The sequence below is a fragment of the Grimontia sp. SpTr1 genome, assembly GCF_947387585.1.
Classification (GTDB): Bacteria; Pseudomonadota; Gammaproteobacteria; order Enterobacterales; family Vibrionaceae; genus Enterovibrio; species Enterovibrio indicus.
On record NZ_CANDOD010000012.1, the window covers coordinates 51,319 to 70,788 of the forward strand.

The window sequence follows — 19,470 nt, forward strand, 5'->3', positions numbered from 1 at the left end:
TTTTATTATCTTGAACCATTTGTTTCACTGCGCGGTACATCTAGCCTCGCATTTGGCCTGACAGTTTACAGCCCTGTTAAAAAGCTGAAAAATAAAAACCCATAGCCTGTGAGCTGTACATCAAATCAGCGTTCGCCATATGCAGACGAACGCTGATCGGGGGAGTGTTGCCTTACAGTACCAGACGGCGAATGTCTGACAGACACTCGTTCAGGTAAGTAATGAAACGTGCGCCGTCTGCACCGTCGATCACGCGGTGATCATACGATAGAGACAATGGCAGCTGCAGGCGAGGCGCAAATTCTTTGCCGTTCCATACAGGTTTCATTTCTGACTTAGACACACCCAGGATTGCAACTTCAGGTGCGTTCACGATTGGCGTGAATGCAGTACCACCGATGCCACCCAGGCTGGAAATAGTGAAACAGCCACCTTGCATGTCAGCTGCAGTCAGCTTGCCAGCACGTGCTTTCTTCGATACTTCCATCAGCTCAGAAGACAGCTCATAGATACCTTTCTTGTTCACGTCTTTGAAGACTGGAACAACAAGGCCGTTTGGCGTGTCTACTGCGATACCAACGTTAACGAATTTCTTCAGGATCAGGCTCTCACCGTCTTCAGACAGCGAAGAGTTGAACGTTGGGAATGCTTCCAGCGCTTTCGCAACAGCTTTCATGATGAACACCAGTGGGGTGATCTTCATGCCAGTGTCTTTCTTCGCTTCGATAGCATTTTGTTCTTTACGGAATGCTTCCAACTCAGTGATGTCAGCGTTGTCCCACTGAGTCACGTGAGGGATCATTACCCAGTTACGGTGCAGGTTCGCGCCAGAAATCTTCTTGATGCGAGAAAGAGGTTGAACCTCAGTTTCACCGAACTTGCTGAAATCAACTTTCGGCCAAGGCAGAAGACCCAATGCTGCGCCGTCACCTTTACCAGAAGCCGCCGCACCAGATTCCAGACGCTTCAGCGCGTCTTTCACGTAGTTCTGTACGTCTTCTTTCAGGATACGGCTCTTACGGCCAGTACCTTTCACTTTCGACAGGTTTACGCCAAACTCACGAGCCAGGCGACGAACAACTGGAGACGCGTGAGCGTACTCGTTGTTTTCCTGGAAGTCGCCAGTTGCTGCTGGCGCAGAAGCGGCTGCAGGTGCCGCCGCAGGAGCCGGAGCCGCTGCAGGAGCAGATGCTGCTGGCGCCGCCGCTGGTGCAGGTGCTGCACCTGCTACTTCAAACACCATGATCAGCGAGCCAGTAGACACTTTGTCGCCTGCTGCTACTTTGATTTCTTTCAGAACACCTGCGAATGGTGCAGGAACTTCCATAGAAGCCTTGTCACCTTCAACAGTGATCAGTGACTGCTCTTCTTCGATGCTGTCGCCGATTGCTACCATGATTTCGGTCACTTCGACTTCGTCACCACCGATATCTGGTACGTGAACTTCTTTCACGCCGCCAGCGACTGGTGCTGCCGCAGGAGCTTCTGCTGCTGGAGCCGCGGCAGCTGGCGCTGCGCCTGAACCTGCCGTTTCGAAAACCATGATCAGTGAGCCGGTAGACACTTTGTCACCCGCTGCCACTTTGATTTCTTTCAGAACACCAGCGAAAGGAGCTGGTACTTCCATTGATGCTTTGTCGCCTTCAACAGTGATCAGAGATTGCTCTTCTTCAATGCTGTCGCCAACCGCTACCATGATTTCAGTGACTTCTACTTCGTCGCCACCGATATCCGGTACGTGAACTTCCTTCAGTTCAGCCGCTGCTGCTGGAGCAGGTGCCGCTGCTGGAGCGGTTTCTGCTGCAGGAGCAGGTGCAGCTTCAGCTGCACCCTCGGCTTCGAAAATCATGATCAGAGAACCGGTAGAAACCTTGTCGCCTTCTGCGATTTTGATTTCTTTAACCACACCGGCCTGTGATGCAGGTACTTCCATCGACGCCTTGTCACCTTCAACGGTGATCAGCGACTGATCTTCTTCAACTTTGTCACCAACGCTAACGAGGATCTCAGTAACTTCAACCTCATCGGCACCGATGTCTGGTACGTTAATTTCGATTGCCATTTGATATATGCCTCTTACGCGTATAGTGGGTTCACTTTCTGAGTGTCGATACCGAACTTCTCAATGGCTTCAACAACCACTGATTTCTCGATGTCGCCACGCTTCGCCAGTTCAGTCAGCGCAGCAACGACTACGTAGCCAGCGTTAACTTCGAAGTGACGACGCAGGTTCTCACGGCTGTCTGAACGACCGAAGCCATCAGTACCCAGCACGCGGTAAGACTCAGCAGGAATGAACGCACGAACTTGGTCCGCGTAGTTCTTCATGTAGTCAGTCGCAACGATAGCAGGCTCAGTACCCATCACTTGTGCAATGTATGGGACTTGCGCGTCTGCCATTGGGTTCAGCATGTTCTGACGATCACACGCCTGGCCATCACGTGCCAGTTCGTTGAAAGACGTCACGCTGAATACGTCAGATGCGATGCCGTAATCCTTGCTCAGGATGTCAGCCGCTGCACGTACTTCGTTCAGGATGGTGCCTGAGCCCATCAGCTGAACTTTCGCTTTGTCACCCGCGTATGCTTCCAGCTTGTAGATACCCTTACGGATACCTTCTTCAGCGCCTTCTGGCATTGCTGGCTGCGCGTAGTTTTCGTTCATCAGCGTCAGGTAGTAGAACACGTTCTCTTGCTCTGGACCGTACATGCGACGGATACCATCTTGCATGATCACTGCAACTTCGTAAGCGAAAGTTGGGTCGTAAGAGATACAGTTAGGAACCGTACCCGCCATGATGTGTGAGTGACCATCTTCGTGCTGAAGACCTTCACCGTTCAGCGTTGTACGACCTGCAGTTGCACCCAGCAGGAAGCCACGTGCTTGTTGGTCGCCAGCCATCCACGCCATGTCGCCAACACGCTGGAAGCCGAACATTGAGTAGTAGATGTAGAACGGGATCATTGGCAAATCGTTGGTGCTGTATGACGTTGCCGCAGCAACCCATGAAGACATTGCACCCAGTTCGTTGATACCTTCTTGCAGTACCTGACCTGACGTCGCTTCTTTGTAGTAAGAAACGATGTCGCGGTCTTGTGGGGTGTAGTTCTGGCCGTGCGGGTTGTAGATACCGATTTGACGGAACAGGCCTTCCATACCAAAGGTACGCGCTTCGTCCGCAATAATTGGAACGATGTTCTTGCCCACGCCTTTGTCTTTCAGCAGCACGTTCAGTGCACGTACGAAAGCCATGGTGGTAGAGATGTCACGCTTTTGCTCTTCCAGCAGAGGTTGGAACGCGTCCAGCTGTGGCAGAGTCAGTTCTTCAGTGAAGTTAGGCAGACGCTTAGGCGTGTAACCTTTCAGCGCTTGACGACGAGCGTGCAGGTACTGGTGCTCCGCAGAACCTTCTTCCAGTTTCAGGTAAGGCAGTGCAGCAACGTCTTCGTCAGACAGCAGGTCTTGCAGACCCAGGCGGTCACGCAGGTGCAGAACATGGGTCATATCCATTTTCTTAACCTGGTGCGCAATGTTCTTACCTTCAGCCGCTTCACCCATACCGTAACCTTTAACGGTCTTAGCAAGGATCACTGTTGGGCGGTCTGAAGTTTCTTGTGCGTTCTTGAATGCTGCGTACAGCTTCGACGGCTCGTGACCACCGCGCTTCAGCGCGAAGATCTCTTCGTCAGTCATGTCAGCAACCAATGCTGCAGTCTCTGGGTATTTGCCGAAGAAGTGTTTACGAACGTAAGCACCGTCTTTTGCTTTGAACGTCTGGTAGTCACCGTCAACGGTTTCATTCATCAGTTGCAGCAGTTTACCCGTGGTGTCTTTCGCCAGTAGTTTGTCCCAACCGCTACCCCAAACAACCTTAACCACGTTCCAGCCAGCACCTTTGAACAGACCTTCCAGTTCTTGGATGATCTTGCCGTTACCCATTACTGGGCCGTCCAGGCGCTGCAGGTTACAGTTGATCAGGAAGCACAGGTTATCCAGCTTCTCACGAGCTGCGAAAGAAATCGCGCCGCGTGATTCTGGCTCATCCATCTCACCATCACCCAGGAATGCGTATACGCGCTGGTTGGTAGTGTCTTTCAGACCACGACCGTTCAGGTACTTCAGGAAACGAGCTTGGTAGATAGCAGAGATTGGACCCAGACCCATAGATACGGTTGGGAACTGCCAGAACTCAGGCATCAGTTTAGGGTGTGGGTAAGAAGAGATACCTTTACCGTCTACTTCCTGACGGAAGTTATCCAGTTGCTCTTCAGTCAGACGACCTTCAACGAATGCACGCGAGTAGATACCCGGTGAGATGTGACCTTGATAGTAAACCAGATCGCCACCGTCCACCTCGTTAGGTGCGCGGAAGAAATGGTTGAAACAGGTCTCGTAGAATGCAGCTGAAGATTGGAAAGACGCCATGTGGCCGCCCAGTTCCAGATCTTTCTTAGATGCGCGCAACACGATCATGATCGCGTTCCAACGAATGATAGAACGAATACGACGTTCCAGGTTTACATCACCCGGGTATGCAGGCTCTTTGTCTGCTGGGATGGTATTCACATAGTTGGTGGTGATGCCAGTTGGCATATCAACACCGTCAAGGCGCGCCTTTTCCATAACTTGCTCAAGCAGGAACTGGGCACGTTCTACACCTTCTTCACGAACGACTGATTCAAGAGCTGCTAGCCACTCTTGGGTCTCTAGTGCGTCCACGTCATTTTTCATGACTTCAGACATGGCGATCTATCCTTTCGTTGATTGACTCGTACAAAACTAATGTTGTCGCAGCTGAAAAAAACGGTTCCTGACAACTCCTCAAAGCTGTCGGGATCCGCTATTCCAACTCGTCCTTGCGTTGCTGTATCCGGCGAAGAGAGCGCTCAATTCGACTCTCCTCACGGCCCAGATCCAGCAGGGTTTCCTCGATAAAGGCCAAATGTGCATGCGATGCCTGGCGGGCTTTTTCCGGCTCACCAGCGGTAATCGCCTGAACAATATTGGCTCTGTGCTTGGTTACCTTCGCGACGACATCTTCACGTCGGTTCAGTAACTCAAAGTTTTGCAAAATGTTTTGCTCCAGCAATGGCGCCAGACTGCGCATGATATGCAGCAGGACAACGTTATGTGATGCCTCGGTAACGGCAATCAGGTATTTCATAACGGCGGCGGCTTCGGCTTTTAAATCACCAAGCTGCTGGGCTTCGCGAATGCTGTCGTGACACGCACACACTCGCTTTAAATCTTCATCAGTTCCACGTAACGCAGCGAAATAGGAAGAGATACCTTCCAACGCATGACGGGATTCCAGCAAATCAAGCTGGCTTTCAGGGTGGTCAGCCAGAAGGCCAATCAAAGGCTCGGAGAAACGCTGCCACAAGCGCTCACTCACAAAGGTGCCACCACCTTGTTTTCTATTAAGGAGTTTTTTGGCTTCTAATCGCTGAATTGCTTCTCGGACGGAGGGGCGGGAAACATCAAATTGTTTCGCCAACTCGCGCTCTGGCGGCAGTTTTTGCCCGGGCGAGAGGGTTCCTTCCAGAATTAGGCTTTCAAGCTCTTTCTCAATAACGTCAGATAGTTTGGGTTGACGAATCCGTTGTATAGCCATCGTTTTATTATTTATTTGGCGCCGGAGTTCCTGCGCGTCCTATCCCATTTTCTGGCCTTGTAAATTGGTAAGACCAATTACCAAACACATAAAAAGTTACCAGAATGCGGCTTTAGTGTCCACCGTAAACTTGATTTAAGTCATAGAAGTTACAATTAGATGTCGCGCATTTATTAATCAATGGAGATGTAATGGTCAGACCAATTATTTTGGTCACGGTTGGAATTCTGTGCGGTCAGTCTCAAAGTCGTTTCAGGTGGTGTAGTAAATCGTCAACACACCTTTACGCACATTCCCCTACTTTTTGAACTAGAGAAGCGCTTTAAACTTCTCCCAATGAAATGCCTGACCGGGGTCGGTTTTTCTTCCTGGTGCAATGTTCTCATGGCCAGCAATACGCTCAGGAGTAATAGCGGGATAGTGCTTCATGATGGCGCGTGATACATCCGCTAATGAAACGTATTGTTCTTCTGTGTATGGCAAGTCATCTGTTCCTTCAAGCTCAATACCAATCGAAAAATCATTGCACTGTTCACGACCTTCAAATGAAGACACGCCAGCATGCCAAGCTCGTTGACTGAAAGGAACAAATTGCACCACACTACCATCACGTTTTATCAGGCAATGGGCTGAGACCTGAAGATCTCGGATTTCATCAAAGAAGGGATGCGCTGTAGAAGTGAGTTTTCCCTGAAAGAAATCTTCGATATAGCTGCCTCCAAATTCACCCGGCGGCAAGCTGATGTTATGCACAACCAATAGCGAAATATCTTCTTCAACCGGGCGCTCATTAAAGTGAGGTGAAGGAACATAAGTGGCACTGTCCAACAAATGATCGGTAATGGTTAACATTGAAAACTCAGCCGTAAAACAGGTCTTTGACTATTTTAACTCGTCATCCGCCAAAACAGGCACAACTTTCTAACGAATCGACATACAGAGAACTCACCTCTTACCTCGCAAATTTCCCTTGCCGACGGTAAACTTGCATCCATCACTCAGGGCCAACCTGAATTAAACCGAACTCACAGTGATGGAACCACCATGTCCGATCTTTCAAATACTTCACGCGTCCACGATAGCCAAAGCCGTATCGCCTATCTCAAAGCACACCTCAAAGAAGATGTGGTTCGCTGCGTTACCGATACCTTGAAAGAAGACTTGGGCGGCGAGATTAATGCGGACAATGACATCACAGCCAGCCTGATTGCTGCAGACACTCAAGGTGAAGCAACCATCATCACCCGTGAAGCAGGCGTATTTTGCGGCCGAGCTTTTGCTGATGAAGTATTTCGTCAACTTGGCAGCACTGTCACTATCGACTGGAAAGTAGAAGACGGTGATAAGGTCGGGCCGAATCAGGTACTTTGCGAACTAAAAGGCCCAGCCCGCACTCTGTTGACTGGCGAGCGCAATGCGATGAACTTTATCCAGACACTTTCCGGCTGCGCAACAGAGACTGCCCGCTATGTTGAAAAAATTGCCGGCACCCAAACCCGACTGCTGGATACCCGTAAAACCATTCCGGGACTTCGCAACGCGCTGAAGTATGCCGTTTCCTGCGGCGGCGGCTTTAATCACCGCATCGGTGTTTACGATGCCTACCTGATTAAGGAAAACCACATCATTGCCTGCGGCGGTATTCAAGGTGCGGTAGAAACGGCTAAGAAGTTAAACCCCGGCAAACCGGTTGAAGTGGAAACTGAATCGCTGGATGAGCTGCAACAAGCGATTGATGCCGGAGCAGACATCGTGATGCTGGATAACTTCACCACCGACATGATGCGCCAAGCTGTGGAGCTCAACAAAGGGAAAGTCGCGCTAGAGGTTTCCGGCAACGTTACCCTTAAAACCATCCGCGAGTTTGCAGAAACAGGCGTGGATTACATTTCAGTCGGAGCACTGACTAAGCACATTCGCGCCATGGATTTATCCATGCGCCTTAAGTAACCCATTAATATAAAAACATTAATTGATAAAAGCAGGCATGACGCCTGCTTTTTTATTTCGTGCTTCACATTAAAGTAATTGATTAACAGGTCAATTACAGAAAAGACAATCCACCACTCGAAACCCGAATTTTATCTGCTGTTTTCCCCTCTCCATCCGCCGTATCTTGGAATCACTTTAAGCGCACAGTTGCGTATACAAATTAATCGGAGAGTAGTGGATATGAAAAAGCAAAAGGGTTTTAGCTTAATTGAGCTTCTGATTGTGGTTGGGATTATTGGAGCGCTAACGGCGATTGCTGTGCCAGCTTACTCAGAATATAAACGTCAATCAGATGTAGCAGCTGCTGTAGCCTCAGTCAAAACCTTGCTGACAAAAGCAGAAGAGCATTTATCTGAAAAAGGTTCGAACACCCTTCAAACTTTCATCACAGCCAGTGCCACGGAAGGAGGTCTCGGTCAGACTGAAGGAACTTATTCTGTTGGCGAACTAGGTAACATTACATCACCTACAGATTCTAATACTCTAGTATTCACGATGGGCGCGAATGTTTCATTTCCTGGCAAGAAAATCACTTACACGCGCAGCGATGTGATTTGGAGTTGCTCGATGGAAGAAGATATTTCCGGTGTTGAAGTTAAAGGTTGTAACGCAGCTACAAGCGGCGGAGGCGACCAAGGTGGCGAAGGCTAAAAAAGTCACCAGTCACAATGAATCACACACTTGCTTTTGCTTTGCGCCGAGCTGAATACCTTTCTTCGACGCAAGAGCAAGAAGTAATAACCAAAATCAAAGCCGAGGGTGTGAGCACACCTTCGGCTTTGCTTGCTTTAAAAATCCTGTCCAGTGAAGAGCTAGCCAAAGCCGTTTCAGATATTTTTGGCGAGCCTTTGCAGGATATTAAGCAGTTTCCTTGGGAAGCCACTAACGCGACACTCAACCAAAAAGATTTGGTGCTTTCTTCCCAATGCCTCCCTTTAGACATTCGCAACCAGCAACTGCTTTTAGGGGTTAGCGACCCAACACGTATTGATATTCAAGACGATTTCCAGTTCGCCACAGGCTATTCCGTCAATCCTGTTCTGTTGGAACATGCCCAAATTGAAGGGGCGATTCGACGGCTTTATGGTAAGAATGTCACGGAGAGGGTTCGCACCAACAGCGTCACAGACTCTGAGTTGGAAGCGCTGAGTAACAGCATCGATGACATTGCTGAAAACGAAGATCTGTTTTCAGACGATGCCCCCGTCAGCCGCTATATCCAACAAGTCCTGATGGATGCTGTCCGTAAACAAGCTTCTGATATCCATTTCGAACCTTTCGAGCAAAGCTACCAAATCCGTTTCCGTTTGGACGGTATTTTGCAAACCCACAGCACACCACCTGCCGGTATTTCGCGCCGTCTTTCCACCCGTTTAAAAATCATCGCCAAACTGAATATTGCTGAGCGCCGACTCCCACAAGACGGGCGGATTAAGCTGAACTTGTCCGAAGATAAGTCCATCGATATGCGGGTTTCTACCCTTCCTACGCTCTGGGGCGAAAAGGTGGTACTGCGGATTTTGGATGGTGGCAGTGTCGCGTTGGATATTGACTCTCTGGGTTACAACGCCCAGCAAAAGCAAGATTATCTGAATGCGCTGAATCGCCCACAAGGGATGATCTTGATGACTGGCCCGACGGGAAGCGGGAAAACCGTGTCTTTGTATACCGGTCTGAAGTATCTCAATACGGCAGATCGCAATATCTCCACCGCCGAAGACCCGGTTGAAATCAACCTTCCCGGCATTAATCAGGTCAATATCAACAATGATATCGGATTAGATTTTGCCAAAGCATTGCGTGCTTTTCTCCGTCAGGATCCAGATGTAGTGATGGTCGGCGAAATCCGTGATTTAGAAACCGCAGAAATCGGTATCAAGGCGGCACAGACTGGTCACTTGGTATTGTCGACTTTGCACACTAATTCAGCGGCAGAAAGTGTCACCCGTTTGGCAAACATGGGCGTTGCCGCCTACAACCTGGCCGCTTCACTCACCTTGATTATCGCCCAGCGTTTGGGACGTCGTCTTTGTCCACATTGCAAAGTACAACATGAAACCGATGACCATAATTTAACGGCTTTGACCCAACACTACCCTTCCCTCAAACCTGAGCTGGTTTATCAGGCCTCACCGGAAGGATGCGATCACTGCAACCATGGCTATTTAGGGCGTGTTGGTATTTATGAAGTGATGCCAGTCAGCAGAGATTTGGCAGAAGCGATTGGTAACGGCGCGTCAGCTTCCCGCATAGAAACCCTTGCCATGGGCAATGGCATGTTAACGCTGCAATTATCTGGTATCGAAAAACTAAATGAAGGCATCACCAGCCTTGCAGAACTGCAACGCGTGATCAGTCTGTAAAAGGAAATATCATGGCCACCAGTCCCAATAAACTTTTCTCTTATCAGTGGCGCGGCGTCACCTCTAAAGGCGCCAAAGTGAAAGGCCAGACACTGGCATTCTCTGAGCAAGAAGCCAGACAGGTCCTCCAGGAGCAACACATCCGGTTGGATAAAATTAAAAAACGCTCACCTTCTTCCTGGGTTCGCCGCAGAAACTCGGCGACGGCGAAAGATATCACCCTGTTTTCCCGCCAAATGGCAACCATGCTGGAAGCGGGCGTGCCGCTGGGAGAAACGCTGAGACTGCTAAAAGCCAGCGCAAAGAAAGCAGAAATGAAGCTGATCATCAGCCAGATTTACAGCCACATTGAAGCAGGATCCTCACTGGCGCAATCGATGAAAGCGAGCTCACCTCTTTTTGATCAGTTTTACTGTGATTTGGTTGCCACCGGTGAACAAACCGGTCGATTGGAACAAATCTTTGCGCGCATTTGTGTCTATCGCGAGAAGAGCGAGGAAACCCGCTCGAAAGTGGTTAAGGCGATGATCTATCCTTCTATAGTCTGCGTTATCGCCATAGCCGTGACCATCGGCATGCTGATCTTCGTGATCCCAACTTTCAAAGATGTGTTTTCTTCTTTCGGGGCAGAACTCCCTTGGTTTACCCAAAAGGTATTAAACGTATCAGATGCGATTCGGGACTACGGACTTTATATGCTCGTTGCGATCATTCTGGCTGTTACAGCCTTTAAAGGCTGCGTGAATAAAAGCTACAGCTTCCGTCTTAAAGTCAGCAAATTATCCCTGCATATTCCCGTGATTGGGGACGTGCTGACCAAAGCCACCATTTCTCGTTTCACCCGTACGTTGGCGACCACGTTTAGTGCGGGTATTCCGCTCCTCAATGGGTTATCTGCCGCAGGGAAAACGGCCAATAACAGCCACTTTAAAATGGTTATAGAGGAAGTACATAAGCAAACATCTGGCGGCCGCCCTCTTCACCGCTCCATCAAGGAAACCGGCGAGTTCCCGGACATGATGATCCAGATGGTGATGATCGGAGAAGAGTCTGGTGCGCTGGATGACATGCTGAATAAAGTGGCTGGTATCTATGAAGCCGACGTGGATAACACGGTCGACAATCTCGGTAAGATTCTTGAGCCGATGATCATTGTCACTTTGGGCCTGCTTATCGGCTCACTGGTGGTGGCGATGTATCTTCCGATGTTCAACCTGATGAGTGTAATGGGCTAGGCTTCCGACCCTTCTCTGTTTTGTGCCGCTAACTGCTTCATTTCACATGGAGCGAAGCGGCACAAGTCGTTATCATACCTAGGGTCTGTTCACCTTTGGTGATGATTTTTGCAGCGGTTTGTGGGGACTTTATACAAGGCAGAGGCTTCGATGTGTAGCTGGCCTACATGAGAAGCCGATAACGCAGGAGAAAGTCCCCACAAACGCTGCCCGAAGGGTTCTGCTCTAAGCGTTTTAAGCTTTGTTGAGGTGTATTTGCTTAGAATGACTAGGTAGCACACACCTCGCCGCGCCTAAAACGCTTATAGCGAGAACAAAATTCAACCAACAAAGGTCAACAGACCCTACCACCATTTACACAGGATTGATTGATGGACTGGCTTTTTGACTCTCCGGGTCTGTATGTTTTTCTCGCCTCGCTGTTTGGCCTGATCGTGGGCAGTTTTCTCAATGTGGTGATTTACCGCTTTCCCAAAATGATGGAAAGCCAGTGGCGACAGGAATGCCATGAGTGCTTTCCTGATGACATGCCGGCTCCAAAGGAAAGCGACATCTTCAACCTGAGCTTGCCACGGTCTCATTGCCCTTCTTGCCAAGCGCCAGTTCGCGCTATCGACAACATTCCTTTGTTGAGCTGGCTGATCCTTGGCGGTAAATGCCGCTCGTGCAAAACTAAAATCAGCGTTCGCTATCCTCTCATCGAAATCCTGACAGCAGTCCTTTCAGGCTTTGTGGCATTCACCTTGACTGGGTATTGGTCATTAGCAGTAATTGGCGCGACTTTCACACTTATCGCCCTTTGCTTTATCGACCTCGACACCATGCTGCTGCCGGATCAAATGACACTTCCTCTGATGTGGGCGGGTATTTTGCTCGCGCTTGTTGGCGTTTCTCCGGTGTCGCTGCAAGATGCGGTTATCGGTGCCATGGCAGGTTATCTCTCCCTTTGGACTGTATTCCAACTGTTTAAAATCCTGACAGGAAAGGAAGGAATGGGATATGGTGACTTTAAGCTATTAGCGGCTCTTGGCGCTTGGCTTGGCTGGCAAGCACTGCCGATGGTGGTGCTGATGGCCTCGTTTGTCGGTGCGATTGGCGGCATCATTATGATGCGTGTCAAAGGCACCGGAAAAGAAACGCCTTTCTCATTTGGACCGTATCTTGCGATTGCGGGGTGGATCAGTTTGCTCTGGGGCAATAAGATCATCGACTGGTACTTAACTTCTTATCTGGGTTACTGATTCATGGCATACGTGGTAGGCGTTACAGGCGGCATTGGTAGTGGAAAAACCACGGTTGCCAACCTGTTCGCGGAAAAAGGCATTGAAGTGATTGATGCCGATGTGATTGCCAGACAAGTGGTTGAACCGGGCTCTGAAGGCTTGAAAGCCATTTCAGAGAAGTTTGGCGCTTCCATGCTCAATGACGACGGCACGCTGAACCGAGGTGCACTGCGCGAGCATGTTTTCTCTCATCCAGAAGACAAGGAATGGCTTAACGGCCTGTTGCATCCCAAGATCAGACAAGAGATGATTACCCAAACCGCTCAGGCCAAGTCACCATATTGCCTGCTGGTCATTCCCCTTCTGGTGGAAAACGGTCTTCAATCGCTTTGCCAGCGTGTGCTGGTTGTCGATGTCAGCGAAGCCACGCAGGTGACCCGGACAACCCAACGGGACCAAGTGCCAGAAGAGCAGGTCAAAAATATTCTCGCCGCGCAGGCTACTCGTCAACAGAGACTCGAAGCCGCTGACGATATCATCTTTAATGAAAATGACAGCAAACCGCTGTCAGAACAGATTGAAACACTGCACCACCAGTATCTCGCTCTGGTGGCGCAATAAACGGGAAGCAAGATGAGCAGTGACACCCTTTACGAGCATCCCCTTACCGAGCAGGTTCGTGTATACCTGCGTCTTGAGTATCTTCTCGATCAAATCAACCAATCCTCAACGCTGACTGAAGATGGTCAGTGGCGCGTCTTTTTCCGCAGCCTGTTCGACTTGGTTGAGATTTTGGAACAGGTACAGGTGAAGGGCGACCTTGCCAAGGATTTAGAAAAACAACGTGCCAAGCTCGAAACCTGGCTCGATGTGCCAAATGTCGATACTGAACAACTAAAAGCGCTATTGCTTGAAAGCCGCCAGATCCAGCAAGCATTGCTGCAGGGTTCACGCCTTGGCCAGAAGCTTCGTGAAGATAAGTTTCTGTCATCTATCCGCCAACGCTTTTCCATTCCTGGTGGTACCTGCAGTTTTGATTTGCCTTCTCTGCACCACTGGCTGAATCTGCCGCTGGCACACAAGCAATCTAATGCGGAGCAATGGAAGCAGACTCTGGCTCCGCTGGATGACGCGCTAAGCTTCTGGTTGCGTCTGACCCGCGGCAGTGCTGGCCTTCAGCCATGTACGGTGGTGAATGGGTTTTATCAGCAGGATGTGGAAGGAGCAAGCTTGCTACGCATTCAACTCTCGAATGAATACAATGCCTTCCCGTTGGTATCCGGTCACAAGTCGCGTTTTGCCATCCGTTTTATGCCATTTGATGAGAGTCAGCCTGTCCCAGACATGATGGCCTTATCTCTGGCAGTTTGTTAATTAAAGAGGTTTTTGTGAGTCAAGAAAAGCCAACCATCGTCAATTGCCCACAATGTGGCATTCCTGTGGTTTGGGGCGATGTCAGCCCATTTCGTCCGTTTTGTAGCAAGAAATGCCAACTGATTGATCTTGGCGAATGGGCCGATGAAGAAAAGCGTATTGCCGGTGCACCGGATATGTCTGACAGTGACGGCTGGTCGGAAGATAACTGAGAAAGATATCAGGTTTCTAGGGTCCTAGGTCCTAGGTCCTAGGTCCTAGGTCCTAGGAGCCCATTTTCCATACTGAAACAATTAACCCAGAATCTCGCGGATTTTATCAAGCACCGGATCGTTCGCTTCGGGGAAGGTATAGTTTGCTAGCTGGCTGATAGCCACCCACTCTCCTGGCTGCCCTTCTTTACCAAACGGTTTACCTTCAAATTCTCTGACAAGAAAGAAATCGAAAGCCAACGCTTTATCAGGGTAGTCATGCGCCAGTGAAATAAATGGCTCAATAGTCTTAGCGGTAATCCCCACTTCTTCTTCAAGCTCTCGCTTAACCGCTTCCAGAGCAGATTCGCCGTCTTCGACTTTACCACCGGCAAATTCCCAAAAGCCGCCTTTGTGAGCCTTGGCTGGACGCTGGGTGATGAAAATCGCATTGGCTTCAGGGTTCAAAATGATCCCTGCAGCGATATGAAGTCGTTTCTTTTCCATTTAATTATCTCACTTCCATAAAAAAGGCCGCTAAGCGGCCTTTTCTTTTGCGTGCTTAGGGGCTGTTGACCTTTGGTGGTTAAATTTTGTTCTCGCTATAAGCGTTTTAGGCGCGGCGAGGTGTGTGCCGCCTAGTCATTCTAAGCAAATACACCTCAACAAAGCATAAAACGCTTAGAGCAGAACCCTTCGGGCAGCGTTTGTGGGGAATTTCTGCGGCGTTATCGGCTTCTCATGTAGGCCAGCTACACATCGAAGCCTCTGCCTTGCATAAAATCCCCCACAAACTGCTGCAAAAATCATCACCAAGGGTCAACAGCCCCTAGGGTTTAATCAATCTTACCGTGACACTGCTTGAACTTCTTACCGGAACCACAAGGGCAAGGCTCGTTACGACCTACTTTACGGCCATCACGAACCACAGTTTCAGACGAAGCGCTTTGTGATTCGCCGTCAGCCAATGGGTTTTCCGCTTCGGCATGGTTCATTTGCTGGCGGCGCGCTGCGGCTTCTGCCTGCGCGCGGCGCTGCTCTTCCATGCGATCCACTTCTTCTGGCTGCTGAACGCGCACTTTACTCAGTGTCATGATCACGTCTGATTTCAGTGATTCCAGCAGGCCTTCAAACAGTTCAAACGATTCGCGCTTGTATTCCTGTTTCGGGTTCTTCTGTGCATAACCACGCAGGTGGATACCCTGACGCAGGTGGTCCATTGCCGCCAAGTGCTCTTTCCAAAGCGTATCCAGCGTTTGCAGCATGACCGCTTTTTCGAAGTTGCGTAGGGTTTCAGCCCCCACAGCCGCTTCTTTCGATTGGTATACATCAACGATGTTGTTCAGGATCTGCTCACGCAGTTGCTCTTCATACAACTTGTCGTCGTTGTCCAACCACTGCTGCAAAGGAAGCTCAACGTCGAAGTCAGCTTTCAAGCGACCTTCAAGTCCTGCGATATCCCACATCTCTTCCAGAGATTGTGGCGGGATGTACTGATCAATCACCGCATTGACGATGTCTTCACGGTTTTGCTCAATCATTTCGCTGATGTCGGTATTTTCCATCAGCTCATCACGTAGCTCGTAAACCACCTTACGCTGGTCGTTGGCGACGTCATCGAATTCCAGCAGCTGCTTACGAATATCGAAGTTACGGCCTTCCACTTTACGCTGGGCGTTTTCAATCGCCTTGTTCACCCATGGGTGCTCAATCGCTTCGCCTTCTTCCATACCCAGCTTCTTCATCATGTTCGACACACGCTCAGAAGCAAAGATACGCATCAGTGAATCTTCCATCGACAGGTAGAAACGGCTTGAGCCTGGGTCACCCTGACGACCAGAACGGCCACGTAGCTGGTTATCGATACGGCGAGATTCATGACGCTCGGTACCAATGATGTGGAGACCACCCGCCGCTTTCACTGCGTCATGACGCTCACGCCATTTCGCTTTGATATCGTCAATTTGTTGCTCTGATGGGTTTTCCAACTTAGCAACTTCAGTCTGCCAGCTACCACCCAACACGATATCGGTACCACGACCCGCCATGTTGGTCGCGATGGTCACCGCACCCGGCGCACCCGCTTCAGCAACAATGTCTGCTTCTGATGCGTGGAATTTTGCGTTCAGTACTGAGTGTTTAACACCCGCTTTCTTCAGTGCATTCGAAAGCAGCTCTGATTTTTCAATCGACACCGTACCCACCAGTGAAGGCTGGCCTTTCTCGCTGCGTTCTTTGATATCTTCGATGATCGCGTTGAATTTCTCGCGTTCAGTCATGTAAACCTGATCCGCCATATCATCACGGACCATTGGTTTGTTGGTTGGAATAACCACGGTATCCAGACCATAAATTGACTGGAATTCGAACGCTTCGGTATCTGCGGTACCTGTCATACCTGACAGACGATCGTAGAGACGGAAGAAGTTCTGGAAAGTGATCGATGCCAGCGTCTGGTTTTCATTCTGGATCTTCACGCCTTCTTTGGCTTCAACAGCCTGGTGTAGACCTTCAGACCAACGACGGCCAGGCATAGTACGGCCTGTGTGTTCGTCAACGATGATGACTTCATCGTCTTTCACGATGTAATCAACGTCTTTTTCAAACAGTACGTGTGCACGCAATGCTGCATTGATGTGGTGAAGCAAAGTGATATTGGCTGGAGAGTACAGGGTGTCGTGCTCTTCCATCAGGCCATTTTTCTTCAGCAGCTCTTCAACAAACTCCTGACCGGTTTCTGTCAGGTGAGCTTGCTTGCCCTTTTCGTCGACAGTGAAATGGCCGTCACCACGGTACTCTTCGCTGTCTTCTTTGTCCTGGCGAACCAGCTGTGGGATCAGCGCGTTGATACGGGTGTACATATCAGAGCTGTCTTCTGCAGGGCCAGAAATAATAAGAGGAGTACGCGCTTCATCGATAAGGATGGAGTCAACTTCATCCACTACTGCAAAGTAGCGGGAGCGCTGAACGCGGTCTTCTGCACGGAATGCCATGTTGTCGCGAAGGTAATCGAAACCAAACTCGTTGTTCGTTCCGTAAAGAATGTCTGCAAGGTAGGCTTGCTTTTTCTCTTGCGGATGCATGTTCGGCACGTTCACGCCAACTGTCATATCCAGGAATTCAAACAGCGGACGGTTGGTTTCGGCATCACGCTTCGCCAGATAGTCATTCACTGTGACGATGTGAACGCCTTTGCCCGTCAGGGCGTGCAGATAAGCTGGCAGGGTAGCCGTAAGGGTTTTACCTTCACCGGTACGCATCTCTGCGATTTGGCCATTGTTCAGTACCATGCCGCCAATCATCTGAACGTCGAAGTGACGCATGCCGTAAACACGCTTAGACGCTTCACGCACGGTAGCAAAGGCTTCCGGCAGAATAGCGTCCAGTGATTCACCTTGCTCGATACGTTGGCGATATTCAGCAGTTTTGGCTTTCAGCTCTTCATCGCTGAGCGCTTCAAATTGCGGTTCAAGGTTGTTGATTTCATTTACAACTTTGCGAAGGCGACGCAGTGTGCGGTCATTGCGGCTTCCGATTACTTTGGTAATTAGTTTCGATAACATGGCTTTGCCGTTTCTCTCATTTTGTCGCTTTAGCATATTGGCCAAAGCCTGGATCCAGTGCGGCAGAGAACAATCAGCATATCCCTCTGCCAAAATTCTTTCGGAAGAATTAACGATGCGTTATAGCGTTGATCTGGTGCCTTTGGAGTCAGATTTCAAGGCCTGAGAATCAGTTAATCACGCTAAGGTACTTCAAGGCTGATTATAATAAGGCATATCTATCGCTCATCCCACCTGTAATGCGGGTTCATCGACTTTCGTTGACAAAAATTAGAACCCGTTCATTGACTAGAACCTTTTTAGTGCAGTTTATGTTCAGTTATGGTGCAAAGTTATTACGCCATATCAAGGTTTATGCAGGGATGACATGGAGAGAACAGCCGGGAATTGATACTCTTTAACTAAGCCAATTTGGGATAACAGACATCAATGCGAGACCATCGACCACAAGCCGCCCAGGAGCTGCTGGAAAACTCATTGACCGGACAGGTGCGTCAACGAGCCATGGCGCTTTCCCAGCTTAATGAGCAGGTTCAGGCTTTGCTTCCAGCCCAATCGGCAAAACAATGCCGCGTAGCGAATTACCGTGATGGTATTTTGATTCTGGAATGCGGCTCTTCTGCATGGGCTACTAGGCTCAACTATGACAGACATACACTGATGTCCGCACTTCGAAGAGATACGCTCCCGTCTCTAATGACGATTGAGATTAAGGTAAACCCTGCGCTGGCTGTTGACCTTGTCAGACAGGAAGAGACTAAAGAAGCGGAGAAAAAGTGGCGTAAAGTGAGTCCAATGGCCGCAGAATATCTCAAGGCTATTGCGGAAAGCGCGCCAGATAAGGTCAAAAAGCGGCTTGAAGCTATCGCAGCGATGTCGAACCGAGAAGAATAATCACCTTCCCGCAGCCATAAAAAAACCGAAGCCTTGGCTTCGGTTTTTTTGTTGTTCTTTGGCTTATGCCAGAACCATACCTGGTTGTGCGAATGTCACTGGGAGCGTCTGCTCATCTTCAAATGTCGCCCATTCCCATGCTTCCTGATCAGCCAGTACTGCACGCAGCAACTGGTTATTCAGTGCATGGCCTGACTTATAAGCACGCATTTCACCAATGATGTTGTGGCCGCACATGTAAAGGTCACCAATGGCATCCAATACTTTGTGTTTCACCAACTCATTGTCAAAACGCAGGCCTTCTTCGTTCAGGATGCGGTAATCATCAAGGACGATGGCACAATCAAAGCTACCACCCAGGCACAGGTTACGTGACTGTAGGTACTCGATATCACGCATGAAACCAAAGGTACGTGCGCGGCTGATGTCTTTGATGAAAGACTGAGAAGAGAAGTCCAACACCAGATTTTGTTGCTCTGCTTCAATTGCCGGGTGATTGAAATCGATGGCGAAGTCGAGGCGGAAGCCGTCATACGGCAGCAGCTCTGCCCACTTGTCGCCGTCTTCGATGCGAACAGGTTTCTTAATGCGTACAAAACGTTTTGGTGCATTAAGTGTTTCAATACCCGCAGATTGCAGCAGATAAATGAACGGGCTTGCGCTGCCGTCCATGATTGGAATCTCTGGTGCGTCTACTTCGATAATCACGTTATCGATGCCCATACCAGCCAGAGCAGCATTAAGGTGCTCAACGGTTGAGATACGTACGCCATCATCATTAACCAGTGCAGTACACAGCATGGTGTCGCGCACAGACGCTGGATCCGCCGGAAAATCTACCGGTGGGTTCAGGTCAGTACGGCGATAAATCACGCCTGTGTTCGCTGCAGCCGGGCGCAGGATCAAGGTGACCTTACGGCCAGAGTGCAAACCAACTCCGGTCGTCTGAACAATAGTTTTTAATGTTCTTTGTCTAATCATCTGCCATTCCCAACTGAATACTTGTTTTTGCGCCCCAAAT

16 protein-coding genes are annotated in these 19,470 nt (G+C 49.6%); 9 read left to right on the forward strand and 7 right to left on the reverse strand.

Features of this window, described 5'->3' with window-relative positions; genetic code table 11:
• Positions 1-172: 172 nt before the first annotated feature.
• The 4 genes from aceF to ampD all read right to left on the reverse strand — a co-directional run bounded on the left by aceF (position 173) and on the right by ampD (position 6,466).
• Positions 173-2,062 (reverse strand): pyruvate dehydrogenase complex dihydrolipoyllysine-residue acetyltransferase, encoded by a 1,890-nt coding sequence (gene aceF, locus QL223_RS16685; RefSeq protein ID WP_281545354.1) that lies wholly within the window; start codon positions 2,060-2,062, stop codon positions 173-175.
• Between the two features lie 14 nt (positions 2,063-2,076).
• Positions 2,077-4,743 (reverse strand): pyruvate dehydrogenase (acetyl-transferring), homodimeric type, encoded by a 2,667-nt coding sequence (gene aceE / locus QL223_RS16690; protein WP_281545355.1) that lies wholly within the window; start codon positions 4,741-4,743, stop codon positions 2,077-2,079.
• A gap of 97 nt (positions 4,744-4,840) precedes the next feature.
• Complete coding sequence (pdhR, locus tag QL223_RS16695; protein ID WP_002537403.1) at positions 4,841-5,614, reverse strand: pyruvate dehydrogenase complex transcriptional repressor PdhR; 774 nt, start codon at positions 5,612-5,614, stop codon at positions 4,841-4,843.
• Positions 5,615-5,923: 309 nt separating this feature from the next.
• Positions 5,924-6,466, reverse strand: a complete 543-nt coding sequence (gene ampD / locus QL223_RS16700; RefSeq protein ID WP_281545356.1) for a 1,6-anhydro-N-acetylmuramyl-L-alanine amidase AmpD — start codon at positions 6,464-6,466, stop codon at positions 5,924-5,926.
• 192 nt (positions 6,467-6,658) lie between these two features.
• Between ampD and nadC the strand changes: the two genes are divergently transcribed.
• The 8 genes from nadC to yacG all read left to right on the forward strand — a co-directional run bounded on the left by nadC (position 6,659) and on the right by yacG (position 14,013).
• On the forward strand, positions 6,659-7,564 hold the full coding sequence (gene nadC, locus QL223_RS16705; protein WP_281545357.1) for a carboxylating nicotinate-nucleotide diphosphorylase: 906 nt from the start codon (positions 6,659-6,661) through the stop codon (positions 7,562-7,564).
• Between the two features lie 222 nt (positions 7,565-7,786).
• Positions 7,787-8,257 (forward strand): prepilin-type N-terminal cleavage/methylation domain-containing protein, encoded by a 471-nt coding sequence (locus QL223_RS16710; protein WP_281545358.1) that lies wholly within the window; start codon positions 7,787-7,789, stop codon positions 8,255-8,257.
• Between the two features lie 17 nt (positions 8,258-8,274).
• Positions 8,275-9,969 carry a type IV-A pilus assembly ATPase PilB gene (gene pilB, locus QL223_RS16715; RefSeq protein WP_281545359.1) on the forward strand — a complete coding sequence of 565 codons (1,695 nt, stop codon included), beginning with the start codon at positions 8,275-8,277 and terminating at the stop codon, positions 9,967-9,969.
• Between the two features lie 11 nt (positions 9,970-9,980).
• The gene (locus QL223_RS16720) at positions 9,981-11,204 is read left to right on the forward strand and encodes a type II secretion system F family protein (protein ID WP_281545360.1); all 1,224 of its coding nucleotides are present in this window, start codon (positions 9,981-9,983) and stop codon (positions 11,202-11,204) included.
• Positions 11,205-11,575: 371 nt separating this feature from the next.
• Complete coding sequence (locus tag QL223_RS16725; protein WP_281545361.1) at positions 11,576-12,445, forward strand: A24 family peptidase; 870 nt, start codon at positions 11,576-11,578, stop codon at positions 12,443-12,445.
• Between the two features lie 3 nt (positions 12,446-12,448).
• On the forward strand, positions 12,449-13,048 hold the full coding sequence (gene coaE, locus QL223_RS16730; protein ID WP_281545362.1) for a dephospho-CoA kinase: 600 nt from the start codon (positions 12,449-12,451) through the stop codon (positions 13,046-13,048).
• 12 nt (positions 13,049-13,060) lie between these two features.
• Positions 13,061-13,801: a cell division protein ZapD gene (gene zapD, locus QL223_RS16735; protein ID WP_281545363.1), complete on the forward strand. Its 741-nt coding sequence runs from the start codon at positions 13,061-13,063 to the stop codon at positions 13,799-13,801.
• A gap of 14 nt (positions 13,802-13,815) precedes the next feature.
• Positions 13,816-14,013 carry a DNA gyrase inhibitor YacG gene (gene yacG, locus QL223_RS16740; RefSeq protein ID WP_002537389.1) on the forward strand — a complete coding sequence of 66 codons (198 nt, stop codon included), beginning with the start codon at positions 13,816-13,818 and terminating at the stop codon, positions 14,011-14,013.
• Positions 14,014-14,094: 81 nt separating this feature from the next.
• Here the strand turns inward: yacG and mutT are convergent, their stop codons facing one another.
• Together mutT and secA are read right to left on the reverse strand one after the other, a co-directional pair.
• Positions 14,095-14,499, reverse strand: a complete 405-nt coding sequence (mutT, locus tag QL223_RS16745; protein WP_281545364.1) for an 8-oxo-dGTP diphosphatase MutT — start codon at positions 14,497-14,499, stop codon at positions 14,095-14,097.
• 329 nt (positions 14,500-14,828) lie between these two features.
• Positions 14,829-17,555, reverse strand: coding sequence for a preprotein translocase subunit SecA (secA, locus tag QL223_RS16750; RefSeq protein WP_281545365.1), 2,727 nt, complete (start codon positions 17,553-17,555; stop codon positions 14,829-14,831).
• A gap of 429 nt (positions 17,556-17,984) precedes the next feature.
• On the opposite strand from secA, the gene QL223_RS16755 reads away from it, so the two are divergent.
• Complete coding sequence (locus tag QL223_RS16755) at positions 17,985-18,449, forward strand: DciA family protein (RefSeq protein ID WP_281545366.1); 465 nt, start codon at positions 17,985-17,987, stop codon at positions 18,447-18,449.
• A gap of 63 nt (positions 18,450-18,512) precedes the next feature.
• On the opposite strand, the gene lpxC is transcribed toward QL223_RS16755, so the two are convergent.
• Positions 18,513-19,430 carry a UDP-3-O-acyl-N-acetylglucosamine deacetylase gene (lpxC, locus tag QL223_RS16760; RefSeq protein WP_039849731.1) on the reverse strand — a complete coding sequence of 306 codons (918 nt, stop codon included), beginning with the start codon at positions 19,428-19,430 and terminating at the stop codon, positions 18,513-18,515.
• Between the last annotated feature and the right edge of the window lie 40 nt (positions 19,431-19,470).